Annotated in this window: 10 protein-coding genes; 3 read left to right on the forward strand and 7 right to left on the reverse strand. The window is 69.6% G+C overall.

The genetic code is table 11. The features are described 5' to 3' along the window. Positions 1 to 50: 50 nt before the first annotated feature. The 4 genes from O1G22_RS10255 to ngcE all read right to left on the reverse strand — a co-directional run bounded on the left by O1G22_RS10255 (position 51) and on the right by ngcE (position 4,809). Positions 51 to 1,262 carry an ROK family transcriptional regulator gene (locus O1G22_RS10255; RefSeq protein ID WP_225095781.1) on the reverse strand — a complete coding sequence of 404 codons (1,212 nt, stop codon included), beginning with the start codon at positions 1,260 to 1,262 and terminating at the stop codon, positions 51 to 53. Positions 1,263 to 1,476: 214 nt separating this feature from the next. Next, a complete protein-coding gene (locus tag O1G22_RS10260) occupies positions 1,477 to 2,400 on the reverse strand; it encodes a carbohydrate ABC transporter permease (RefSeq protein WP_270081072.1) in 924 nt (307 codons plus the stop codon). Positions 2,401 to 2,406: 6 nt separating this feature from the next. Next, on the reverse strand, positions 2,407 to 3,333 hold the full coding sequence (locus O1G22_RS10265) for a carbohydrate ABC transporter permease (protein ID WP_270081073.1): 927 nt from the start codon (positions 3,331 to 3,333) through the stop codon (positions 2,407 to 2,409). Positions 3,334 to 3,363: 30 nt separating this feature from the next. After that, positions 3,364 to 4,809: an N-acetylglucosamine/diacetylchitobiose ABC transporter substrate-binding protein gene (gene ngcE, locus O1G22_RS10270; RefSeq protein WP_270081074.1), complete on the reverse strand. Its 1,446-nt coding sequence runs from the start codon at positions 4,807 to 4,809 to the stop codon at positions 3,364 to 3,366. A 350-nt stretch (positions 4,810 to 5,159) separates the two neighbouring features. On the opposite strand from ngcE, the gene O1G22_RS10275 reads away from it, so the two are divergent. Together O1G22_RS10275 and O1G22_RS10280 are read left to right on the forward strand one after the other, a co-directional pair. Next, positions 5,160 to 8,963, forward strand: coding sequence for a GH92 family glycosyl hydrolase (locus O1G22_RS10275; protein WP_270081075.1), 3,804 nt, complete (start codon positions 5,160 to 5,162; stop codon positions 8,961 to 8,963). Positions 8,964 to 9,548: 585 nt separating this feature from the next. Next, positions 9,549 to 12,242, forward strand: coding sequence for a SpoIIE family protein phosphatase (locus O1G22_RS10280; RefSeq protein ID WP_270081076.1), 2,694 nt, complete (start codon positions 9,549 to 9,551; stop codon positions 12,240 to 12,242). Between the two features lie 12 nt (positions 12,243 to 12,254). Here O1G22_RS10280 and O1G22_RS10285 read toward each other — a convergent pair whose 3' ends face one another. Further along, positions 12,255 to 13,826: a sensor histidine kinase gene (locus O1G22_RS10285; protein WP_270081077.1), complete on the reverse strand. Its 1,572-nt coding sequence runs from the start codon at positions 13,824 to 13,826 to the stop codon at positions 12,255 to 12,257. Between the two features lie 189 nt (positions 13,827 to 14,015). Then, the gene (gene acnA, locus O1G22_RS10290) at positions 14,016 to 16,763 is read right to left on the reverse strand and encodes an aconitate hydratase AcnA (RefSeq protein WP_270081078.1); all 2,748 of its coding nucleotides are present in this window, start codon (positions 16,761 to 16,763) and stop codon (positions 14,016 to 14,018) included. Between the two features lie 357 nt (positions 16,764 to 17,120). Here acnA and O1G22_RS10295 point away from each other — a divergent pair, with 357 nt between their 5' ends. After that, positions 17,121 to 18,650 carry a helix-turn-helix domain-containing protein gene (locus O1G22_RS10295; protein ID WP_225095545.1) on the forward strand — a complete coding sequence of 510 codons (1,530 nt, stop codon included), beginning with the start codon at positions 17,121 to 17,123 and terminating at the stop codon, positions 18,648 to 18,650. 179 nt (positions 18,651 to 18,829) lie between these two features. On the opposite strand, the gene O1G22_RS10300 is transcribed toward O1G22_RS10295, so the two are convergent. Beyond that, a complete protein-coding gene (locus O1G22_RS10300) occupies positions 18,830 to 19,552 on the reverse strand; it encodes an SDR family NAD(P)-dependent oxidoreductase (protein ID WP_270081079.1) in 723 nt (240 codons plus the stop codon). Positions 19,553 to 19,597: the final 45 nt, after the last annotated feature.

Genomic DNA, 19,597 nt, shown 5'->3' on the forward strand with positions numbered 1-19,597 from the left:
GACGTCAAGAAGTAAATCCTTAACGAGATGGCAACGGTGCCATCCGTTCTCTAAGTGAAGGCAGGCGCCACCGAGGGCAGAGCGGTGGCGACACTACCCTCCAAAAGGGTCGAATCGCCCATCTCGCTGAGGGCGAGGGCGAGCGCCCCCAGCACCTCCGCACGGCCCCCAAGTGCCCCGGGAAGCACGGACAGTTGGCGTGCCGCGCTGGGGATGGCGTAGCGCCCGACGGACTCCCTGATCGGGCCGAGGACCAGCTCACCGGCCTCGGCGAGATCACCGCCGAGGACGACCCGGCTGGGGTTCAGCAGATTGCAGAGATTGGCCACTCCACTGCCGATGTGTCGGCCGACGTCGGCGATCACCCGACGGCAGCCCGGGTCACCCTCCCTGGCCAGCCGTACGACGCCCTCCAGCGTGAGATCGGGGCCGTGGCTGGGCTGGAGCAGCGGCAGCACATAGCGCGCGGCCGCGAAGGTCTCCAGGCAGCCCCGGTTGCCGCAACGGCAGACCGGGCCGGATTCATCCAGGGTAATATGCCCGATTTCACCCGCGGTGCCGCCCGGCCCCCGGTAGATCTTCCCGTCGATCACCAGACCGGCGCCGACACCGCTCGCGACCTTGATGTACGCGAGGTCCCGCACGCCCTTCCCGCTGCCCCAGACCAGCTCGCCGAGGGCGCCGAGGTTGGCGTCGTTGTCCACGTGCACGGGCACGCCGAGCCGCTCGCGCAGTTCCTCGGCGGGTTTGGTGCCGCCCCAGCCCGGCAGGATCGAGGTCGACCCCAGCGTCCCCGACTCGACGTCGATCGGACCCGGCACGCCGAGGCCCACCCCGGCGACCTTGGACCGGTTCACGCCGGTGGCCGCGATCAGGCGGCTGACCAGCTGTTCGGCCCGGTCGAAGCCCTGCGCGGCGGAGGCGTCGACGTCCAGCGGCTCGGACTCCTCGGCGAGCACCTGATGGGCGAGGTTCCCGATCGCGACCCGCAGATGGGTGTGCCCGAAGTCGACGCCGATCACGATGCCGGCGTCCCCGCTCAAGCTGACGCTGCGGGCCCGCCGGCCACCCGCCGACGTGGGCGTGACCTCGACGGTTCCGCCGTCCTTCAGCTCCCGCACGATGTTGGAGACGGTCGCGGCGGACAGACCGGTCGTCCGCGCGATCTCCGCCTGCGTGAGGGACCCGGCCAGGCGTACGGCCCGGACGACCCGCTCCAGGTTGGCTCGGTGCAGCGACGACTGCGACCCTGGAGTCTCCACGACGACCTCCTGAGCGCGGGGCCGCTTCAGCGAGGCCCCGCGTATGTCCAACTAGTGAACTCTAAGCTGAGCCGTTCGGGGCGACATACGTCAAGAGGTTGAACCGTTTCCGGGTGACCTTCCGGATCCCGGACACAGCGGCGCACGCCGCCCCGGAGCCGGGACGGCGTGCTTGCGGACGGTGACGGACGGTGATCCCGCGGGCTTCTCCGGCCTACTTCAGCGCCCCCGCGGTCAGGCCCTGGACGACCTGGCGCTGGAAGACGACGTACGCCCCGAGCACCGGCAGCATGGCCATCACCAGGCCCGCGAAGAGACCGGACCAGTCGCCCTTGTACCCCTGGCTGACCGCCAGCTGGACCAGGCCCTGGGTGAGGACCTTCTTGTCCGGGTCGGTGTTGAGGACCGTGGGCAGCATGTACTGGTTCCACTGGCCCAGGAAGTTGAAGATGCCGACGCTGATCAGGCCCGGCTTGGCCATGGGCAGCATGATCTGGAAGAACGTACGCGTGTGCGAGGCGCCGTCCACGAAGGCCGCCTCCGCCACCGAGGTGGGCAGAGTACGGAAGAACGCGGTCAGGAAGAAGACCGTGAACGGCAGCGAGTACGCGATGTAGACCAGGATCAGGCCGTGGATCGTGTTCAGCAGGCCCATGTTGTTCACGACGTAGAACAGCGGGACCAGCGCGAGCATGATCGGGAAGCTCATGCCGCCGACGAACAGGTAGTAGATGAAGCGGTTGCCCGGGAAGTCGAAGCGGGCGAGGACGTAGGCGGCCATGGAGCCGAGGACCAGGGTGCCGATGAGCGAGCCGCCGACCACCAGGATCGTGTTGAGGAAGTAGTCGCTCATGTTGGCGTCGGTCCAGGCCCGCGACCAGTTGTCGAAGTGCAGCTTGTCCGGCAGCGACCAGGGCGAGCTGAAGATGGAGCTGTCGCTCTTGAAGGACGTCATCACCGCCCACAGCAGCGGCGTGACCACCATGATCGCCCAGATGACCAGCACGCCGTGGGAGAAGACGTTGAGGACACCGCCCTCCCTCTTCCTCCGGGCGGGCTCGGGCGCCGGTACGTCGATCGTGGAGACGGTCGCGCCGGACTCGGCCGGCAGCGGTGCGGGGGTCTCGGTCGTCTTCATCGCTTCTCAGTACTCCAGCCGCTCGCGCCGCCCCAGCCGCATCACGATCGCTGCGAACGCGAGCGTGACGACGAGGAGGGCGACACCGATCGTGGTGGCGTAGGCGGCCTGACCGTCCCGGAACGCCTTCTGGTACACGTACAGGACCAGCACCGTGGTCGAGTAGTCGGGCCCGCCCGGGCCGGTCGTCATGATCTGTACGACCGCGAACGACTCGGCGCCGAGCGCGAGGATGCCCATGTAGACCCAGCCGGACTGCACGGTGTCCCACAGCAGCGGCAGGGTGACCCGGAAGAAGGTGGTGGCCCGGCTCGCGCCGTCGAGCAGCGCCGCCTCGTACAGCTCGGCCGGGATCGAGGCCATGCCCGCCGAGAACAGGACCACGAAGAAGCCGACCGTGGACCAGACGAGCACGGCCATCACGCACCACAGCGCGAGGTTCGGGTCGCCCAGCCACAGCGGCTGGACGCTGTCGAGGCCGATGCCGCGCAGGATCGAGTTGACCGCGCCGCTGTCCGGGTTGTACGCGAACTGGAACAGCAGCGCGACGATCGCGATGGACAGCACCTGCGGGAAGAAATAGACGATCTTGTAGAAGGAGGAGCCCCGGACACCCGAGATCACCGGGCCGCCCCTTCTCCGCCGTCCGCCCACATTGATCATGAAGGCGAAGAACAGCGCCAGACTGATCGTCACCAGTGGCAGCACCAGAGCGAACAGCAGACTGTGCTCCAGCGACTTCCAGAAGATGTCGTCGTGCAACATCCTCGTGTAATTGTCGAAGCCGACCATCTTGAATTCGGGGCTCAGGCCGGTCCAGTCCGTGAACGAATAGTAGATGGACTGGATGAACGGCCAGACAACGAAGAGCGCGTACAGTCCCAGGGGCAATGCCAGAAACCCCACAATGAACCGGTACTTGCCGTGCTGCATCGCCACTCCGGTGCGGTCAGGGGCTGCTGATTACTGGTGCTTGTAGTGCTTGATGGTGTTGTCCTTGGCCGCTTCGTCGGCGAAACCCTGGATCTTCTTGACGGCCTCGGCCGGGGTGAGCCGGCCGGCCATCATCTCGCCGAGACCGGACACCCCGATCTTCTCCTTCTGCAGCTGCACATACCAGTCCTGAAGCCGCGGATTCACCACGTTGGATCCGGCCAATTGGAGTGCGGCCACACCCGACTTCAGACCCGGGGTGAGCGTGATGCCGGTCGTACCGCCGTTGTAGGCGGTCAGCGACTTCACCTTGGCGGTGAAGTTCTTCGAGGAGGCCTCGGAGAGCATGATGCGCAGCTGCTCCATGCCGCCCTCGGGGTTCGCCGCCTTGGCCGGCACGACGAAGGGCTCGCCGCCGGAGGCCCAGATGGTGCCGAACGGCATCTTGTCGCTGCCGTCGATGCCGGACGGTGCGGAGACCGCGAGGTCGAAGTCCTTCGGGATGACGTTCGCCGACTCGTTCTCCACCCAGGAACCGTTCGGGATGAACAGCGCCTCACCCTTGGCCCAGGCGGTCTGCGACTGGATGTGGTCCAGGCCCGGGGTGCCCTTGAGGATGTAGCCCTTCTGGTAGAGCTCGTAGTACGCCTCGAAACAGGCCTTGACGGCCGGGTGCTTCCAGGCGTTCGGCTCCAGGTTGTCGATGGCGTCGAGCACCTCACGGCCGCCGACCTTGCCGATCATCGGGTAGAGCGAGAAGGGGAGGTAGTACGGGTACTTGCCCGCGTACGTCCAGCCCGCCATGCCCTTCTTCTTGGCCTTCTCGCAGACCGCGAGCATCTCGTCCCAGGTCTTCGGGTACTCGGCGTCGAGCGAGTCCAGGGCCTTCTGCGAGTACCAGACGCCGTAGACCGTGTAGGCGTAGTACAGGATCCACACCGGGGCGCCGTCGAACTGGCCCATCTCCACGATGCCGGGGCGCAGCGTGTCGCGGACCTTCTTGCCCGGGTCGTCGTACGACGGCGCGTCCAGCAGCGGGGTGAGGTCGGCGAGCTGGTTCTTGCCGACGAGCACACCCATGTCCATCTGCTCGGCACCGGAGTTGTCGATGAGGTCCGGCGGGTTGCCCTGGTTGAATCGGGGCTGCAGGGTGGACTGGATCTTCTGGGTGGCGGAGAACTTCACCGTGGCCTTGGGGAAGTTCCCCTCGTAGATCTTCACCGCGTCCTCGGCGTACTCCTTGCCGAAGCCTCCGTCGAAGAGGACGAATTCCATCTTCGCGGTGTCATTGACCCCGAGCGGGTTCTTGGCGGTCTTCTTTCCCGCCTTGTCCTTCTTCTGGCCGCCCCCGCCGCTGCTCGCACAGGCGGACAGCAATCCCATGCCCGGGGCCGCGACCAGGCCGAGCGCCGCGGACCGCTTGATCAGATCACGCCGGCCGACGCCTTCGGCACTGTTGTTCGAGGTGGATCCCATGCTCAAGTCCTCGCCTTCTCCAGGACTCAGGCGGTGAACCGGATCCTCCCCGGCACCGCTGTCGGGTCAAGCTGGGTGGTGCAGGGTCACGCTGGAAGTGCCGACAGGTATAGTCCACTTCCGGCCGCCTGAGCAAGATCGAATGCAGGGTTCGCGATGGGTCTTTTCCTAGTTGAGACCTCGGGGAAACGTGAGCCCTCACAGGCGGGCGGGCAGCGGAATTCTTGGCACAAGTCCCTGAATGCCACACCCAACACCCTTGACATCACCGGTCACTTGACGTCCTACTGGTCCCTGCGCCCCGAGTTTGACAACGTTGTCCGAAGGGGGTGCAGGAGGGGAATCCGTAGATGCAGCGGAGAACTCTGCACAGATGGGGTCCGGCGGCCGTCCTCACGGCCGCCTTTGTCATGGCCGTCGGCGCACAGGGCGCGGCGGTCGCCCTGCCCGCCAAGGCTCCGGCCGCCGTAGGTGAGTTCGCATCCTCGTTCGAGACGGGCGATCCGGCACCGACCTGGATCGACACCGTCGACACCGCACCCGACGGCGGCAAGCGCGCCTCGGGCGTCGACGGCGGGTACAGCACCGGCATCCCGGGCAATGTGACCGACCATGTCACCGATGTCCGGGCGAGCGGCGAGAACGCGAGCGCGGGCGAGGTGAAGGAGAACCTCGTCGACGGCGAACCCAGCACCAAGTGGCTGACGTTCGAGCCCACCGGCTGGGTGGAGTTCGACCTCGACAAACCCGTGAAGCTGGCGACGTACGCGCTCACCTCGGCCAACGACCACGCCGAACGCGACCCCAGGGCCTGGACCCTGCTCGGCTCCGCCGACGGCAGCACCTGGAAGACCGTCGACACCCGCTCGGACGAGACCTTCTCGGAGCGGTTCCAGACGAGGTCGTACGACCTGGCCCAGCCGGCCGAGTACCAGCACTTCCGGCTGGCGATCACCGGGAACAACGGCGCCCTGGGCATCCTGCAGCTCGCCGATGTGCAGTTCTCCACCGGCGGCGGGGGCGGACCGGTGCCGCAGGACATGCTGACGCTGGTCGACAACGGCCCGACCGGCTCGCCGACGGCCAAGGCGCGGGCCGGTTTCACCGGAAAGAGGGCACTGCGCTACGCCGGCCGGCACACGGCGCCCGGCCGGGCGTACTCGTACAACAAGGTCTTCGACGCGCACGTGAAGGTCGACGCCGGCACCCAGCTGTCGTACCGCGTCTTCCCGCAGATGGCGGACGGCGAACGTGACTACGACGCCACGAACGTCGCCGTGGACCTGGCCTTCACCGACGGCACCTATCTCAGCGACCTGGGCGCAGTGGACCAGCACGGATTCCCGCTGTCGCCGCGCGGGCAGGGCGCGTCGAAGTCGCTGTACGTCAACCAGTGGAACAACGTGGTCGCGCGGATCGGCTCGGTCGCGGCCGGCAAGACGGTCGACCGGATCCTGGTGGCGTACGACTCCCCCGCCGGACCGGCGAAGTTCCGGGGCTGGATCGACGACGTGGCGCTGAGGCGGGTCGCGCCCGAGAAGCCGAAGGCACATCTGTCCGACTACGCCCTCACCACCCGGGGCACCAACTCCAGCGGGAGTTTCTCGCGCGGCAACGACTTCCCCGCGACCGCGCTGCCGCACGGTTTCAACTTCTGGACCCCGGTGACCAACGCGTCCTCGCTGAGCTGGCTGTACGAGTACGCGCGCGCGAACAACGCCGACAACCTGCCCACGATCCAGGCGTTCAGCGCGAGCCACGAACCGAGCCCGTGGATGGGCGACCGGCAGACCTTCCAGGTGATGCCGTCGGCCGTGACCGGCACCCCGGACACCGGCCGCAAGGCGCGCGCCCTGCCGTTCCGGCACGAGAACGAGACCGCGCGGCCGTACTTCTACGGGGTCCGCTTCGAGAACGGCGTCAAGGCCGAGATGACCCCGGCCGACCATGCGGCGGTGCTGCGCTTCACCTACCCGGGCAACGACGCGAGCGTGCTCTTCGACAACGTCACCGAGCAGGCCGGGCTGACCCTCGACAAGGAGAACGGGATCGTCACCGGGTACTCGGACGTGAAGTCGGGCCTGTCCACGGGCGCGACCCGGCTGTTCGTGTACGGCGTGTTCGACAAGCCGGTGACGGACGGCGGTTCGACCGGTGTGAAGGGCTATCTGCGGTTCGACGCGGGCGCGGACCACACGGTCACGCTGCGCCTGGCGACCTCGCTCATCAGTGTCGACCAGGCGAAGGACAACCTGCGCCAGGAGATCCCCGACGGCACCTCCTTCGACACGGTCAGGGAGCGGGCCCGGCGTGCCTGGGACCAGCTGCTGGGCAAGGTCGAGGTGCGAGGTGCGACCCCGGACCAGCTGACCACGCTGTACTCCAGCATGTACCGGCTGTACCTGTATCCGAACTCCGGCTTCGAGAAGGTCGACGGCAAGGACCAGTACGCCTCCCCCTTCTCCCCCATGCCGAGCCAGGACACGCCGACGCACACCGGCGCGAAGATCGTCGACGGCAAGGTGTACGTCAACAACGGCTTCTGGGACACCTACCGGACCACCTGGCCGGCGTACTCGTTGCTGACGCCCAGTCAGGCGGGCGAGATGGCCGACGGGTTCATACAGCAGTACAAGGACGGCGGCTGGACCTCCCGCTGGTCCTCCCCCGGTTACGCCGACCTGATGACCGGCACCTCCTCGGACGTGGCGTTCGCCGACGCGTACGTCAAGGGCGTGCGGTTCGACGCGCAGGCGGCGTACCAGGCGGCGCTGAAGAACGCGACCGTGGTCCCGCCGATGGCGGGCGTGGGCCGCAAGGGCATGACGACGTCCCCGTTCCTCGGCTACACCAGCACCGCCACCACCGAGGGCCTGTCCTGGGCGATGGAGGGATACGTCAACGACTACGGCATCGCCCGGATGGGCGCGGCGCTGTACAGGAAGACGGGCGAGAAGCACTACAACGAGGAGTCGGAGTACTTCCTCAACCGTGCCCTGGACTATGTGAACCTGTTCGACCCCAAGGCCGGCTTCTTCCAGGGCCGGGACGCGGACGGGAACTGGCGGCTGGACCCCTCGGAGTACGACCCGCGGGTCTGGGGGTACGACTACACGGAGACCAACGGCTGGGGCGACGCCTTCACCGTCCCGCAGGACACCCGGGGCCTGGCCAACCTCTACGGCGGCCGGCAGGGGCTCGCGGACAAGCTGGACACGTTCTTCGCCACCCCGGAGACGGCCTCCCCGGACTTCGTCGGCTCCTACGGCGGTGTCATCCACGAGATGACGGAGGCGCGGGACGTCCGCATGGGCATGCTCGGCCAGTCCAACCAGCCCGCGCACCACATCCCGTACCTGTACGACGCGGCCAGCCGGCCCTGGAAGACCCAGGCGGCGGTCCGCGAGATCCTCTCCCGGCTCTACCTCGGCAGCGAGATCGGGCAGGGCTACCACGGTGACGAGGACAACGGCGAGCAGTCGGGCTGGTACCTCTTCTCCGCGCTCGGCTTCTACCCGCTCGTCATGGGCAGCGGCGACTACTCCATCGGCTCCCCGCTGTTCAAGCAGGTCACCGTCCACCTGGAGAACGGCCGGGACCTGGTGATCAAGGCGCCGGCGAACAGCGCGAAGAACGTCTACGTCCAGGGCGTGACGTTCGACGGCCGCCCCTGGACATCGACTTCGCTCCCCCACTCGCTGCTGTCCAGGGGCGGGGTCCTGGAGTTCTCCATGGGCGCCGAGCCGTCGACGTGGGGCACGGGCAAGGACGCGGCGCCGGTCTCCGTCACCCAGGACGACAAGGTGCCCACGCCCCGGGCGGACGTCCTGAAGGGCGACGGCCCGCTGTTCGACAACACCTCGGCGACGGAGGCGACGTTCACCTCGGCGGACCTCCCGGTCGGCCACGCGGTGCGGCCCGCCCAGTACACGCTGACGTCCCCGGCCGATCACTCGAAGGCGCCGACCGGCTGGACCCTCCAGGGCTCCGCGGACGGCGCCACGTGGACGACCCTGGACCACCGCACGGGCGAGACGTTCGCCTGGGACCACCAGACCCGCGCGTTCACCATCGCCAGACCCGGCACGTACAGCAGGTACCGGCTGGTCCTGGACCGCGAGTCGACGCTGGCGGAGGTGGAGCTGCTGGCCTGACGCGGTCAGGTGGAGGGGGCGGGCCCGTCCGGGTCCGCCCCTTTTTTTCGGTGTCCGGTCGGCTCGTGGCCAGGGTGAAGAGGGGTGCTTGGTCCGGCCTGCGAGGGCCTGGCGGGATCGACGTGCTCTCCCTCAAGCACCACAGGTCGCACAAGCCGCAGGGAGGGTAACGTGCGCCACCCGTACCACAGAAGAGCACGTGCGCCCCGGCAGGCGCCGCGGTGGATCACCCGGTCGGGCTACCTCAAATGGGTTGACATCGTTGTCGGTTGAGGCGGTAGAGTCATGCACAGGCCATAGACAACGTTGTCGCATCCCAGTCGGTCTCAGGCGATCCCACAGCCCGACCTCACGAACCGGCACCACCCGGGCGGATGTCCACCCCCCTCACCCGCCCGGCTCGCGGACCCGGTGAGCACCGCCACCGGGTCCGCCCAGAGCGACCCGCGCGGACAGACACACCGTCGTGCACCACCGTGACCTGAGGGGCGGGAGTCTTCTGGCGTGACGCATGAGGTGCAGAAAACCCCTCCGCTTCGCGGACCGGCCATAGGCAGCCGGGCATATGGGTGCTACAAATGCCGCATGTCGGACGCATTCGCCCGATTCAGGCGTCACTTCCGGCGCTTCACAGCCGGCCGGAGCCCGCGCAGCGTCGCCGGGCAGGTCTTCCTTCTGCAAGTGGCGCTGGTGGCACTGCTCGTGGTCTGCGGCGTCATCGCTCTCGTCGTGCAGTCGGAACGTGACACCAGCAGTGAGGCCAGGCGCCGGTCCGTCGCCGTCGCGCAGACCTTCGCGCACTCCCCCGGCATCCTGCAGGCCCTGCGCACTCCGGCGCCGTCCAAGGTGCTCCAGCCCCTCACCGAGGCGACACGCAAGGCAGCGGGCGTCGACTTCATCGTGGTCATGGACACCAAGGGCATCCGCTACACCCATCCCATCCCGAGCAAGATCGGGCACCGGTTCGTGGGCACGATCGGGCCGTCACTGGCCGGGAAGGTCTACACCGAGACGGTCCACGGGCCGCTCGGCCACGAGGAACAGGCGACCGTTCCGGTCGACGACACGCATGGCAGGGTCGTCGCCCTCGTCTCCGCCGGGCTCAAGGTGAAGAACGTGACCGGCGAGGTGTACCGGCAGCTGCCGATCATCCTGGCCACCGGAGCCGGCGCGCTGGTGGTGTCGACGGGCGGTACGGCACTGGTGGGCAGGCGGCTGCGGCGGCAGACGCACAGCCTGGCCCCGGACGAGATGACCCGGATGTACGAGCACCACGACACGGTGCTGCACTCGGTGCGCGAGGGCGTGCTCATCGTCGGTGGCGACGGGCGGCTGCTGCTGGTCAACGACGAGGCCGCCCGGCTGCTGGAACTGCCCTCCGACGCCGAGGGGCGCGCGCTGCGGGAGCTGCCGGGGCTCGACGCCGAGACGGTGGACCTGCTCGTCTCCGGGCGCGAGGCCTCCGACGAGGTGCACTTCGCCGGGGGCCGGCTGCTGGCGGTGAACCAGCGTCCCACGACCCGCGCGGGCGGTCCCTGCGCGACGGTGGTGACGCTCCGCGACTGCACCGAACTGCAGGCCATATCCGGCCGTGCGGAGGTGACGCGGGCGCGGCTGGAGCTGCTGTACGACGCGGGCCTGGGCATCGGCAGCAGCCTCGACGTGGTCCGGACGGCCGACGAACTGGTACGGGTCGCCGTCCCCCGCTTCGCCGACTTCGTCACCGTGGACGTGGCCGACGCCGTGCTGCGGGGCGAGGAAGCGGCCCCGACGGCGACGGACATGCGGCGGGTCGCGGTGGGCGGTATCCGCAACGATCACCCGCTCTACGAGAAGGGGCAGCTGATCGACTTCCTGCCCGCCACCCCGCCGGCCCGCGGCTACCGCGCCGGCCGCTCCGAGCTGGTGACCGATCTGTCGGACACCGAGGGCTGGACCGTGCAGGATCCGCAGCGTGCCCGGCAGATCCTGGACTACGGCATCCACTCGCTCATCTCCGCCCCTGTTCAGGCCCGCGGCAGCGTGCTGGGCGTGGTCAACTTCTGGCGTTCCAAGCGGGAGCCCTTCGACGCGGAGGAGCTGTCGCTGGCGGAGGAGCTGGTGGCCCGCGCCGCGGTGAGCATCGACAACGCCCGCCGCTACACCCGCGAGCACGCCATGGCCGTGACCCTGCAGCGCAGCCTGCTGCCGAGGGCGCTGCCCGTGCAGAGCGCCCTCGATGTGGCCTATCGCTATCTCCCCGCCCAGTCGGGTGTGAGCGGCGACTGGTTCGATGTGATCCCGCTGCCGGGCAGCCGGGTGGCGCTGGCCGTCGGCGACGTCGTCGGTCACGGTCTGCACGCCGCGGCGACGATGGGCCGGCTGCGGACCGCGGTGCACAACTTCTCCACCCTCGACCTGCCGCCCGACGAACTGCTCGGTCACCTGGACGACCTGGTCGGCCGGATCGACCAGGACGAGGCCTGCTCACAGACGCCCGGCGAGATCGTGGGAGCCACCTGCGTGTACGCGATCTACGACCCGGTGACGCGCCGCTGTGAGATGGCCCGTGCCGGGCATCTCGCGCCCGCGCTGGTCTCACCCGACGGCAGCGTCTCCTTCCTCGATCTGCCGGCCGGGCCGCCGCTGGGCCTGGGGGGCATGCCGTTCCAGGCGGCGGAGTTCGAGCTCGCGGAGGGCAGCGGGCTGGTGCTGTACACCGACGGCCTGGTCGAGGACCGCTCGCGCGACCTGGACGTGGGGATGGAGCTGCTGCGCCGGTCACTGGCGGGCCATCCCGACCGGCCGCCCGAGGAGAGCTGCCGGGCGGTGCTGGAGGAGCTGCTGCCCGAGCGTCCCGGGGACGATGTCGCCCTGCTCATCGCGCGCACCCGGGCACTGCCGGACGACCGCGTCGCCGAGTGGGACGTACCGCGCGAGCCGGCCGCCGTGTCGGGGATGCGTGCCGCCGTGTCCGAGAAGCTGGCCCAATGGAACCTGTCCGAGCTGGGCTTCGGGATGGAACTGGTGCTCAGTGAGCTGATCACCAATGCCATCCGCTACGGCTCCGACCCGGTCCATGTGCGGCTGATCCATGACCGTTCGCTGATCTGTGAGGTGGCCGACGGCAGCAGCACCTCGCCGCATCTGCGGTACGCGGCGGCGACCGACGAGGGCGGACGCGGCTTGTTCCTGGTCTCGCAGCTGTCCGAGCGCTGGGGGACCCGGTACACCCCGCAGGGCAAGGTGATCTGGGCCGAGCTGGCGGTGCCGGATCTCGGCGCGCTTTTCGCGGAGTGAGCCGGACCGGGGTCAGGCGGAGCTGCCGAGCGGCCGGGAGGTCTCGCGCCCGGCGGCGGGCAGGCGGTCCCGCGCGGGCTGTCCGGGCGGGCACGGCGGACCGGCCGCCGGGAACTCGACCGTGAACTCGGTCCGGCCGGGGGTGCTGGCCACGCGGGCCGTGCCGCCATGTGCGCGGATGATCGCCGCCGCGACTGCCAGCCCGAGTCCCGAGCCGCCCTCGGCGAGGCCCTGGCGCGTGCGGGAGGTGTCGGCGCGGGTGAAGGGGTCGAAGACCGTGGGCAGCAGGACGGGCGGGATGCCGGGGCCGTTGTCTCCGACGTGGACCGTGTGGTGGCCGGCGGCGGTCTCGACGCGGACGGTGACCGTCGTGCCGGGCGGGGTGTGGATGCGGGCGTTGGTCAGCAGGGCGGCCACGGCCTGGTGCAGGCGGGGCGCGTCACCGGTGATCAACGCCTGGGATTCCAGGGGGAGTTCGAGGTGCCAGACGTGGTCCGGGGCGGCCGTACGGGCATGCCGTACCGCCTCCGCGACCAGGACCGCGAGGTCCACCTCGGCCGTCCGCGGGGACCAGTCCTCGGCGAGGCGGGCGAGCAGCAGCAGGTTCTCGACCAGGCCGGTCATCCGGGCGGACTCGGTGCCGATCCGGCGCCAGGCGAGGTCGGCCGCGGCGCCCGGTCCGGGGGCGCGGTTCATCAGTTCGGCGTAGCCGGCGATGGAGGCGAGCGGGGTGCGCAGTTCGTGGCCGGCGTCGGCGATGAAGCGGCGCATGCGTTCCTCGTCGCGCCGGCGTTCGGCGAGGGCGGCCTCGACCTGGTCGATCATGCGGTTGAGGGCGGCGCCGACCTGGCCGGTCTCGGTACCGGGGTCGGTGTCGGGCGCGGGAATCCGGGCGAGCGGGAGGGGCCGGCCGGGAGTGAGCGGTACCCGGGTGACCTGGGCCGCGGTGGCGGCGACCCGGCCGAGGGGGCGCAGTTGGCGCCGGACGGCGAGGGCGCAGCCGCCGCCCGCGAGGAGCAGGACGGCGGCGGTGGCCGCGGCTTCGATGCGTGTCAGCTGGGCGAGGGTGTGCCGTACGTCGTCCTGGGGCAGGCCGGCCAGGACGCGGATGCCGCTCGCGTCGAGGGCGGTGAGACGGTAGGTGCCGAGCCCGGGGACGGTGCGGGTGTGGGCCGAGCCGTCGTCGGGGACGCCGGTGAGGGCGGCGCGCTGGGCCACGGTGAGCGGGAGCGGGCCGTCGTCGCCGCGGACGACGGCGGCGGACAGGATGGCTCCGCCGGTGTCGAACCGGGCGGCGAGCAGCCCGTCCGGGTGGCCGCCGGCACCGAGGAAGGCGAGGTCGGCGGGGCGGGCGGGGTCGCGGGCGGCACCGGCCACGCCGTGTGCGGCGGCGTCGGCGACCCGGTCGTCCAACGCGCCCATGAGGAAGGCGCGTTGGGAGAGGACGGTGATGAGGGCGAGGGCGGCGCAGACGGCGACGAGGGTCGCGCCGACGAGAAGCGGCAGGCGGGTGCGCAGCGGCCGGATCCGGTGACGGCGGCTGCTGCGGGTACGTCGGGCGTGCGGCCCAGGGGTGCCTGGCATGGAGCGATTCTGTGCCGGTCGGCTGAGGGAAGCCTGTGCTCCGTCTGGGGAAGGGCGATGGGTGCGGCGGGAAGGCCACGCGTCCGGATACGACGAAGGGCCACACCCCGGATACGCCCAAGGGCCGCACCCCCGGTGTTCCGGGGATGCGGCCCTCCACGGCTGTGCCGGTCGGCTGCTACCTGGCGATCACTTGCGGATCAGGTTGCGCAGCACGTACTGCATGATGCCGCCGTTGCGGTAGTAGTCGGCCTCACCGGGGGTGTCGATGCGGACGACCGCGTCGAACTCGACGCCCGTGTCGGTGGTGACCTTGACCGTGCGCGGGGTGGTGCCGTTGTTCAGCTCGGTGACGCCGGAGACGGAGAAGGTCTCCTCGCCGGTCAGGCCGAGGGACTCGGCGGAGGCACCCTCCGGGAACTGGAGCGGGAGCACGCCCATGCCGATGAGGTTCGAGCGGTGGATGCGCTCGTACGACTCGGCGATGACGGCCTTGACGCCGAGGAGCGCGGTGCCCTTGGCGGCCCAGTCGCGGGACGAGCCGGAGCCGTACTCCTTGCCGGCCAGGACGACCAGCGGGATGCCGGCGGCCTGGTAGTTCTGCGAGGCGTCGTAGATGAAGGAGACCGGGGCACCTCCTTCACCTTCGGCGGCCCGCGTGAAGTCACGCGTGTAGCCGCCCTCGGTGCCCGGCGCGATCTGGTTGCGCAGGCGGATGTTGGCGAACGTACCGCGGATCATGACCTCGTGGTTGCCGCGGCGGGAGCCGTAGCTGTTGAAGTCGCGGCGCTCGACGCCGTGCTCCGTGAGGTACTGGCCGGCCGGGGTGTCGGCCTTGATGGCACCGGCCGGGGAGATGTGGTCGGTGGTGACCGAGTCGCCCAGCTTGGCGAGGACCCGGGCGCCGGCGATGTCCTCGACCGGGGCCGGCTCCATGCCCATGCCCTCGAAGTACGGGGGCTTGCGGACGTAGGTGGACTGCGGGTCCCACTCGAAGGTGTTGCCGGTCGGGACCGGGAGGGACTGCCACTGGGCGTCGCCCGCGAAGACGTCCGCGTAGGACTTCTCGAACATGTCCTCGCCGATGGCGGCCGCGACGACCTCGTTGACCTCGGCCTCGGTCGGCCAGATGTCCTTCAGGTAAACCGGGTTGCCGTCCTGGTCGATGCCCAGGGCGTCACGGGTGATGTCCACCTTCATGGAGCCCGCGATGGCGTAGGCGACGACCAGCGGCGGGGACGCCAGGTAGTTCATCTTGACGTCGGGGTTGATCCGGCCCTCGAAGTTGCGGTTGCCGGACAGGACCGAGGTGACGGCGAGGTCGTGGTCGTTGACGGCCTTGGAGACCTCCTCCGGCAGCGGGCCGGAGTTGCCGATGCAGGTGGTGCAGCCGTAGCCGACGAGGTTGAAGCCGAGCTTGTCCAGGTACGGGGTGAGGCCGGCCTTCTCGAAGTAGTCGGTGACGACCTTCGAGCCCGGGGCGAGGGTGGACTTGACCCACGGCTTGCGGGTCAGGCCCTTCTCGACCGCCTTCTTGGCGACCAGGGCGGCGCCGATCATGACGTACGGGTTGGACGTGTTGGTGCAGGAGGTGATGGCCGCGACGGTCACCGCACCGTGGTCCAGCTCGTAGGTGGTGCCGTCGGGGGCGGTCACCGGGACCGGGTTGGACGGGAAGCCGTTCGGGTGGACGGCCGGGGCGTCGGAGGCCGGGAAGGACTCCTTGCCCGCCTCGTCGGCGTCGTCCACGTAGTTGCGGACGTCCAGCTTGAACTGCTCGGCGGCGTTCGCGAGGACGATGCGGTCCTGCGGGCGCTTCGGGCCGGCGATGGACGGGACGACCGTGGAGAGGTCCAGCTCCAGCTTCTCGGAGAAGTCGGGCTCGGCCTTCGGGTCCAGCCAGAGGCCCTGCTCCTTGGCGTAGGCCTCGACGAGGGCGACCTGCTGCTCGGTGCGGCCGGTCAGGCGCAGGTAGTTCAGGGTCTCGTCGTCCACGGGGAAGATCGCAGCGGTGGAGCCGAACTCCGGCGACATGTTGCCGATGGTGGCGCGGTTGGCGAGGCTCGTGGCCGCCACACCCTCGCCGTAGAACTCGACGAACTTGCCGACCACACCGTGCTTGCGGAGCATCTCGGTGATGGTGAGCACGAGGTCGGTGGCGGTGGTGCCGGGCTGGAGCTCGCCGGTGAGCTTGAAGCCGACGACGCGCGGGATGAGCATGGAGACCGGCTGGCCGAGCATGGCGGCCTCGGCCTCGATGCCGCCGACGCCCCAGCCGAGGACGCCGAGGCCGTTGACCATCGTGGTGTGCGAGTCGGTGCCGACCAGGGTGTCCGGGTAGGCCTTGCCGTCGCGGACCATGACGACGCGGGCCAGGTGCTCGATGTTCACCTGGTGGACGATGCCGGTGCCCGGGGGGACGACCTTGAACTCGTCGAAGGCGGTCTGGCCCCAGCGCAGGAACTGGTAGCGCTCCTTGTTGCGGCCGTACTCCAGCTCGACGTTCTGCTTGAAGGCGTCGTTGGTGCCGAACTTGTCGGCGATGACGGAGTGGTCGATGACCAGCTCGGCCGGGGCCAGCGGGTTGATCTTGGCGGGGTCGCCGCCGAGCTCCTTGACGGCCTCACGCATGGTGGCGAGGTCCACGACGCAGGGAACGCCGGTGAAGTCCTGCATGATCACGCGAGCCGGCGTGAACTGGATCTCCTGGCTGGGCTGGGCCTGGGAGTCCCAGCCGCCGAGGGCACGGATGTGGTCGGCGGTGATGTTCGCGCCGTCCTCCGTGCGGAGCAGGTTCTCCAGCAGGACCTTGAGGCTGTACGGCAGGCGGGCCGAGCCCTCCACCTTGTCCAGCCGGAAGATCTCGTACGACTCGTCGCCCACCTGCAGCGTGCTGCGGGCGTCGAAGCTGTTCGCCGACACGACAGTCTCCTTCATTGATGTGCGCGTACCACCGTCAATCGTGCCGCCACGCCGGCTGGACCGATCCACTAAGGTACGACTAAGTTAGGTAACCCTTAGCGGGTGGCGGGTGCGGTGCGCCTGGCAGATATCTCGATGTCGAGATAACTCTAGTACATGGCCGCCGGATGGTCATGCCGGACCCCGCCGCGCCCTGCCGCTTTTCGGCGAACGGCACCCGACATGTCCCACACGTCCGGAACTATCACAGTTCTACGGACGAATCACCCGGACGCCGGACATCCTCCGCACTTTCGCTGGTCACTGACGTGCCGTCACCCGAATGGACCCCCCTGACGGGCGCCATCTCATATCTGAGATAGCCTCAACCTCATGGCAGACGACTACCTCATGCGCATCGGCAAGCTCATCCGTGACGCCCGGCAACACCGGGGCTGGACACAGACGCAGCTCGCGGAGGCGCTCGGCACCAGCCAGAGTGCGGTCAACCGGATCGAGCGGGGGAACCAGAACATCAGCCTTGAGATGATCGCCCGCATCGGTGAGGCCCTGGACAGTGAGATCGTGTCGCTGGGGTACGCGGGTCCGATGCATCTGCGCGTGGTCGGCGGGCGCCGGCTGTCCGGCTCCATCGATGTGAAGACGAGCAAGAACGCCTGCGTGGCGCTGCTGTGCGCCTCGCTGCTCAACAAGGGGCGCACGGTGCTGCGCCGGGTCGCGCGCATCGAGGAGGTGTACCGCCTGCTGGAGGTGCTGAACTCCATCGGCGTGCGCACCCGCTGGATCAACGACGGCGTCGACCTGGAGCTGGTGCCGCCGGCGCAGCTGGAGATGGCGGCGATCGACGCGGAGGCCGCCGTACGCACCCGCTCGATCATCATGTTCTTCGGCCCGCTGCTGCACCGCATGGACGCCTTCAAGCTGCCCTACGCCGGGGGCTGCGACCTCGGTACACGGACCATCGAGCCGCACATGATCGCGCTGCGCCGGTTCGGCCTGGACATCGCCGCCACCGAGGGGCAGTACCACGCGCGGGTCGACCGCGCGGTCCGCCCCGACCGCCCGATCGTGCTGACCGAGCGCGGCGACACGGTGACCGAGAACGCGCTGCTGGCCGCCGCCCGGCACGACGGCGTCACGGTCATCCGCAACGCCTCCTCCAACTACATGGTCCAGGACCTGTGCTTCTTCCTGGAGGCCCTCGGGGTCAAGGTCGAGGGCATCGGCACGACCACGCTGACCGTGCACGGCGTGCCGAACATCGACGTCGACGTGGACTACTCCCCCTCCGAGGACCCGGTCGAGGCGATGAGCCTGCTGGCCGCCGCCGTGGTGACCGAGTCGGAGCTGACGGTGCGCCGCGTGCCCATCGAGTTCCTGGAGATCGAGCTGGCGGTCCTGGAGGAGATGGGCCTCGACCACGACCGCAGCCCCGAGTACTGCGCGGACAACGGCCGTACCCGCCTGGTCGACCTCACGGTCCGCCCCTCCAAGCTGGAGGCGCCGATCGACAAGATCCACCCCATGCCCTTCCCGGGCCTGAACATCGACAACGTCCCGTTCTTCGCGGCCATCGCGGCGGTCGCGCAGGGCAAGACCCTCATCCACGACTGGGTCTACGACAACCGCGCGATCTACCTGACCGACCTCAACCGCCTCGGCGGCCGCCTGCAGCTCCTCGACCCGCACCGCGTCCTGGTCGAGGGCCCGACCCGCTGGCGCGCCGCCGAGATGATGTGCCCGCCCGCCCTGCGCCCCGCCGTGGTCGTCCTGCTGGCGATGATGGCGGCCGAGGGTACGTCGGTGCTGCGCAACGTGTACGTCATCAACCGGGGTTACGAGGACCTCGCCGAGCGGCTGAACTCGATCGGGGCGCAGATCGAGACCTTCCGGGATATCTGAGTGCCCGCCAGGAACGAGTCGCCGCAGCAGCTTTGACCTGCGGAAACGCAAGGCAGAGGGAAGTGCGGCGGCTCCCCTGGGACTTCTCTGGGACTCGGGCCGAGGCGGGCTCTTGCCCTGCGATCTCATCCCCCGGAGGCGCAACCTCCGGGGGGGTCAGATGATCACAGCCTGAGACTCTATGCCCGGGAGTCCGTGTAACGAGCCGCGAGGGCCGGCCGGTTGCCGCCGGCGAGCAGCGCGGTCCCCGCCGCGAGCAGGGCGTCCAAGGCCGCGGCCTGGCCCTCCAGCCCCGGCACGCACACGGCCTCGCCGAGGCGGAGCCCGGCCAGGCCGGCCGAGGCCACGTCTTCGGGTGACATGGCCCAGGGCAGGTCGCGGCCGGCGCCGTTGTTCCAGTCCGTGGCCACGACGCCGGGGCAGACCACCTGGACGCGGACCGGGGTGCCGGCGAGTTCACCGGCGAGCGTGCGGGTGAACCCCAGGGTGGCGGCCTCGGCGGCGAGGTACAGGGTGCGCCGGGGCAAGCGCGGGTCCGCGCCGCCCGCGTTGAACGCGAGGAGTGAGGCGACGGTGACGACGGCTCCTTCCTCTGCCGAGAGCATCCCGGGCAGCGCTGCGCGGACCAGTTGGACGGGGGCGACGGCGTGGAGGGTGAGCAGGGTGAAGAGGTCCTCCTCCGGATGGAACGCCGGAGGGATCATGTACACGAAGTCGGCGTTCTCCAGCGCCTGACGGACGGCGTCGGGATCCGCGAGATCGGCCTCGGAGACCTCGTGCACGCCCAGGCCGGCGACGCGTCGACGCCCGGTCGGCCCGTGCACCACGGCACGGGCTCTGAAGGGCGCCCGCCGGGCCGCCCGAGGCAGGTGTGTGCCGCAGCTCCCGGCCGCTCCGACCACCGCGAGCGAAGGCAGCGCTTCACCGCGTACCGCTTGCGTTGCGGA

The sequence above is a fragment of the Streptomyces camelliae genome (assembly GCF_027625935.1).
GTDB lineage: Bacteria > Actinomycetota > Actinomycetes > Streptomycetales > Streptomycetaceae > Streptomyces > Streptomyces camelliae.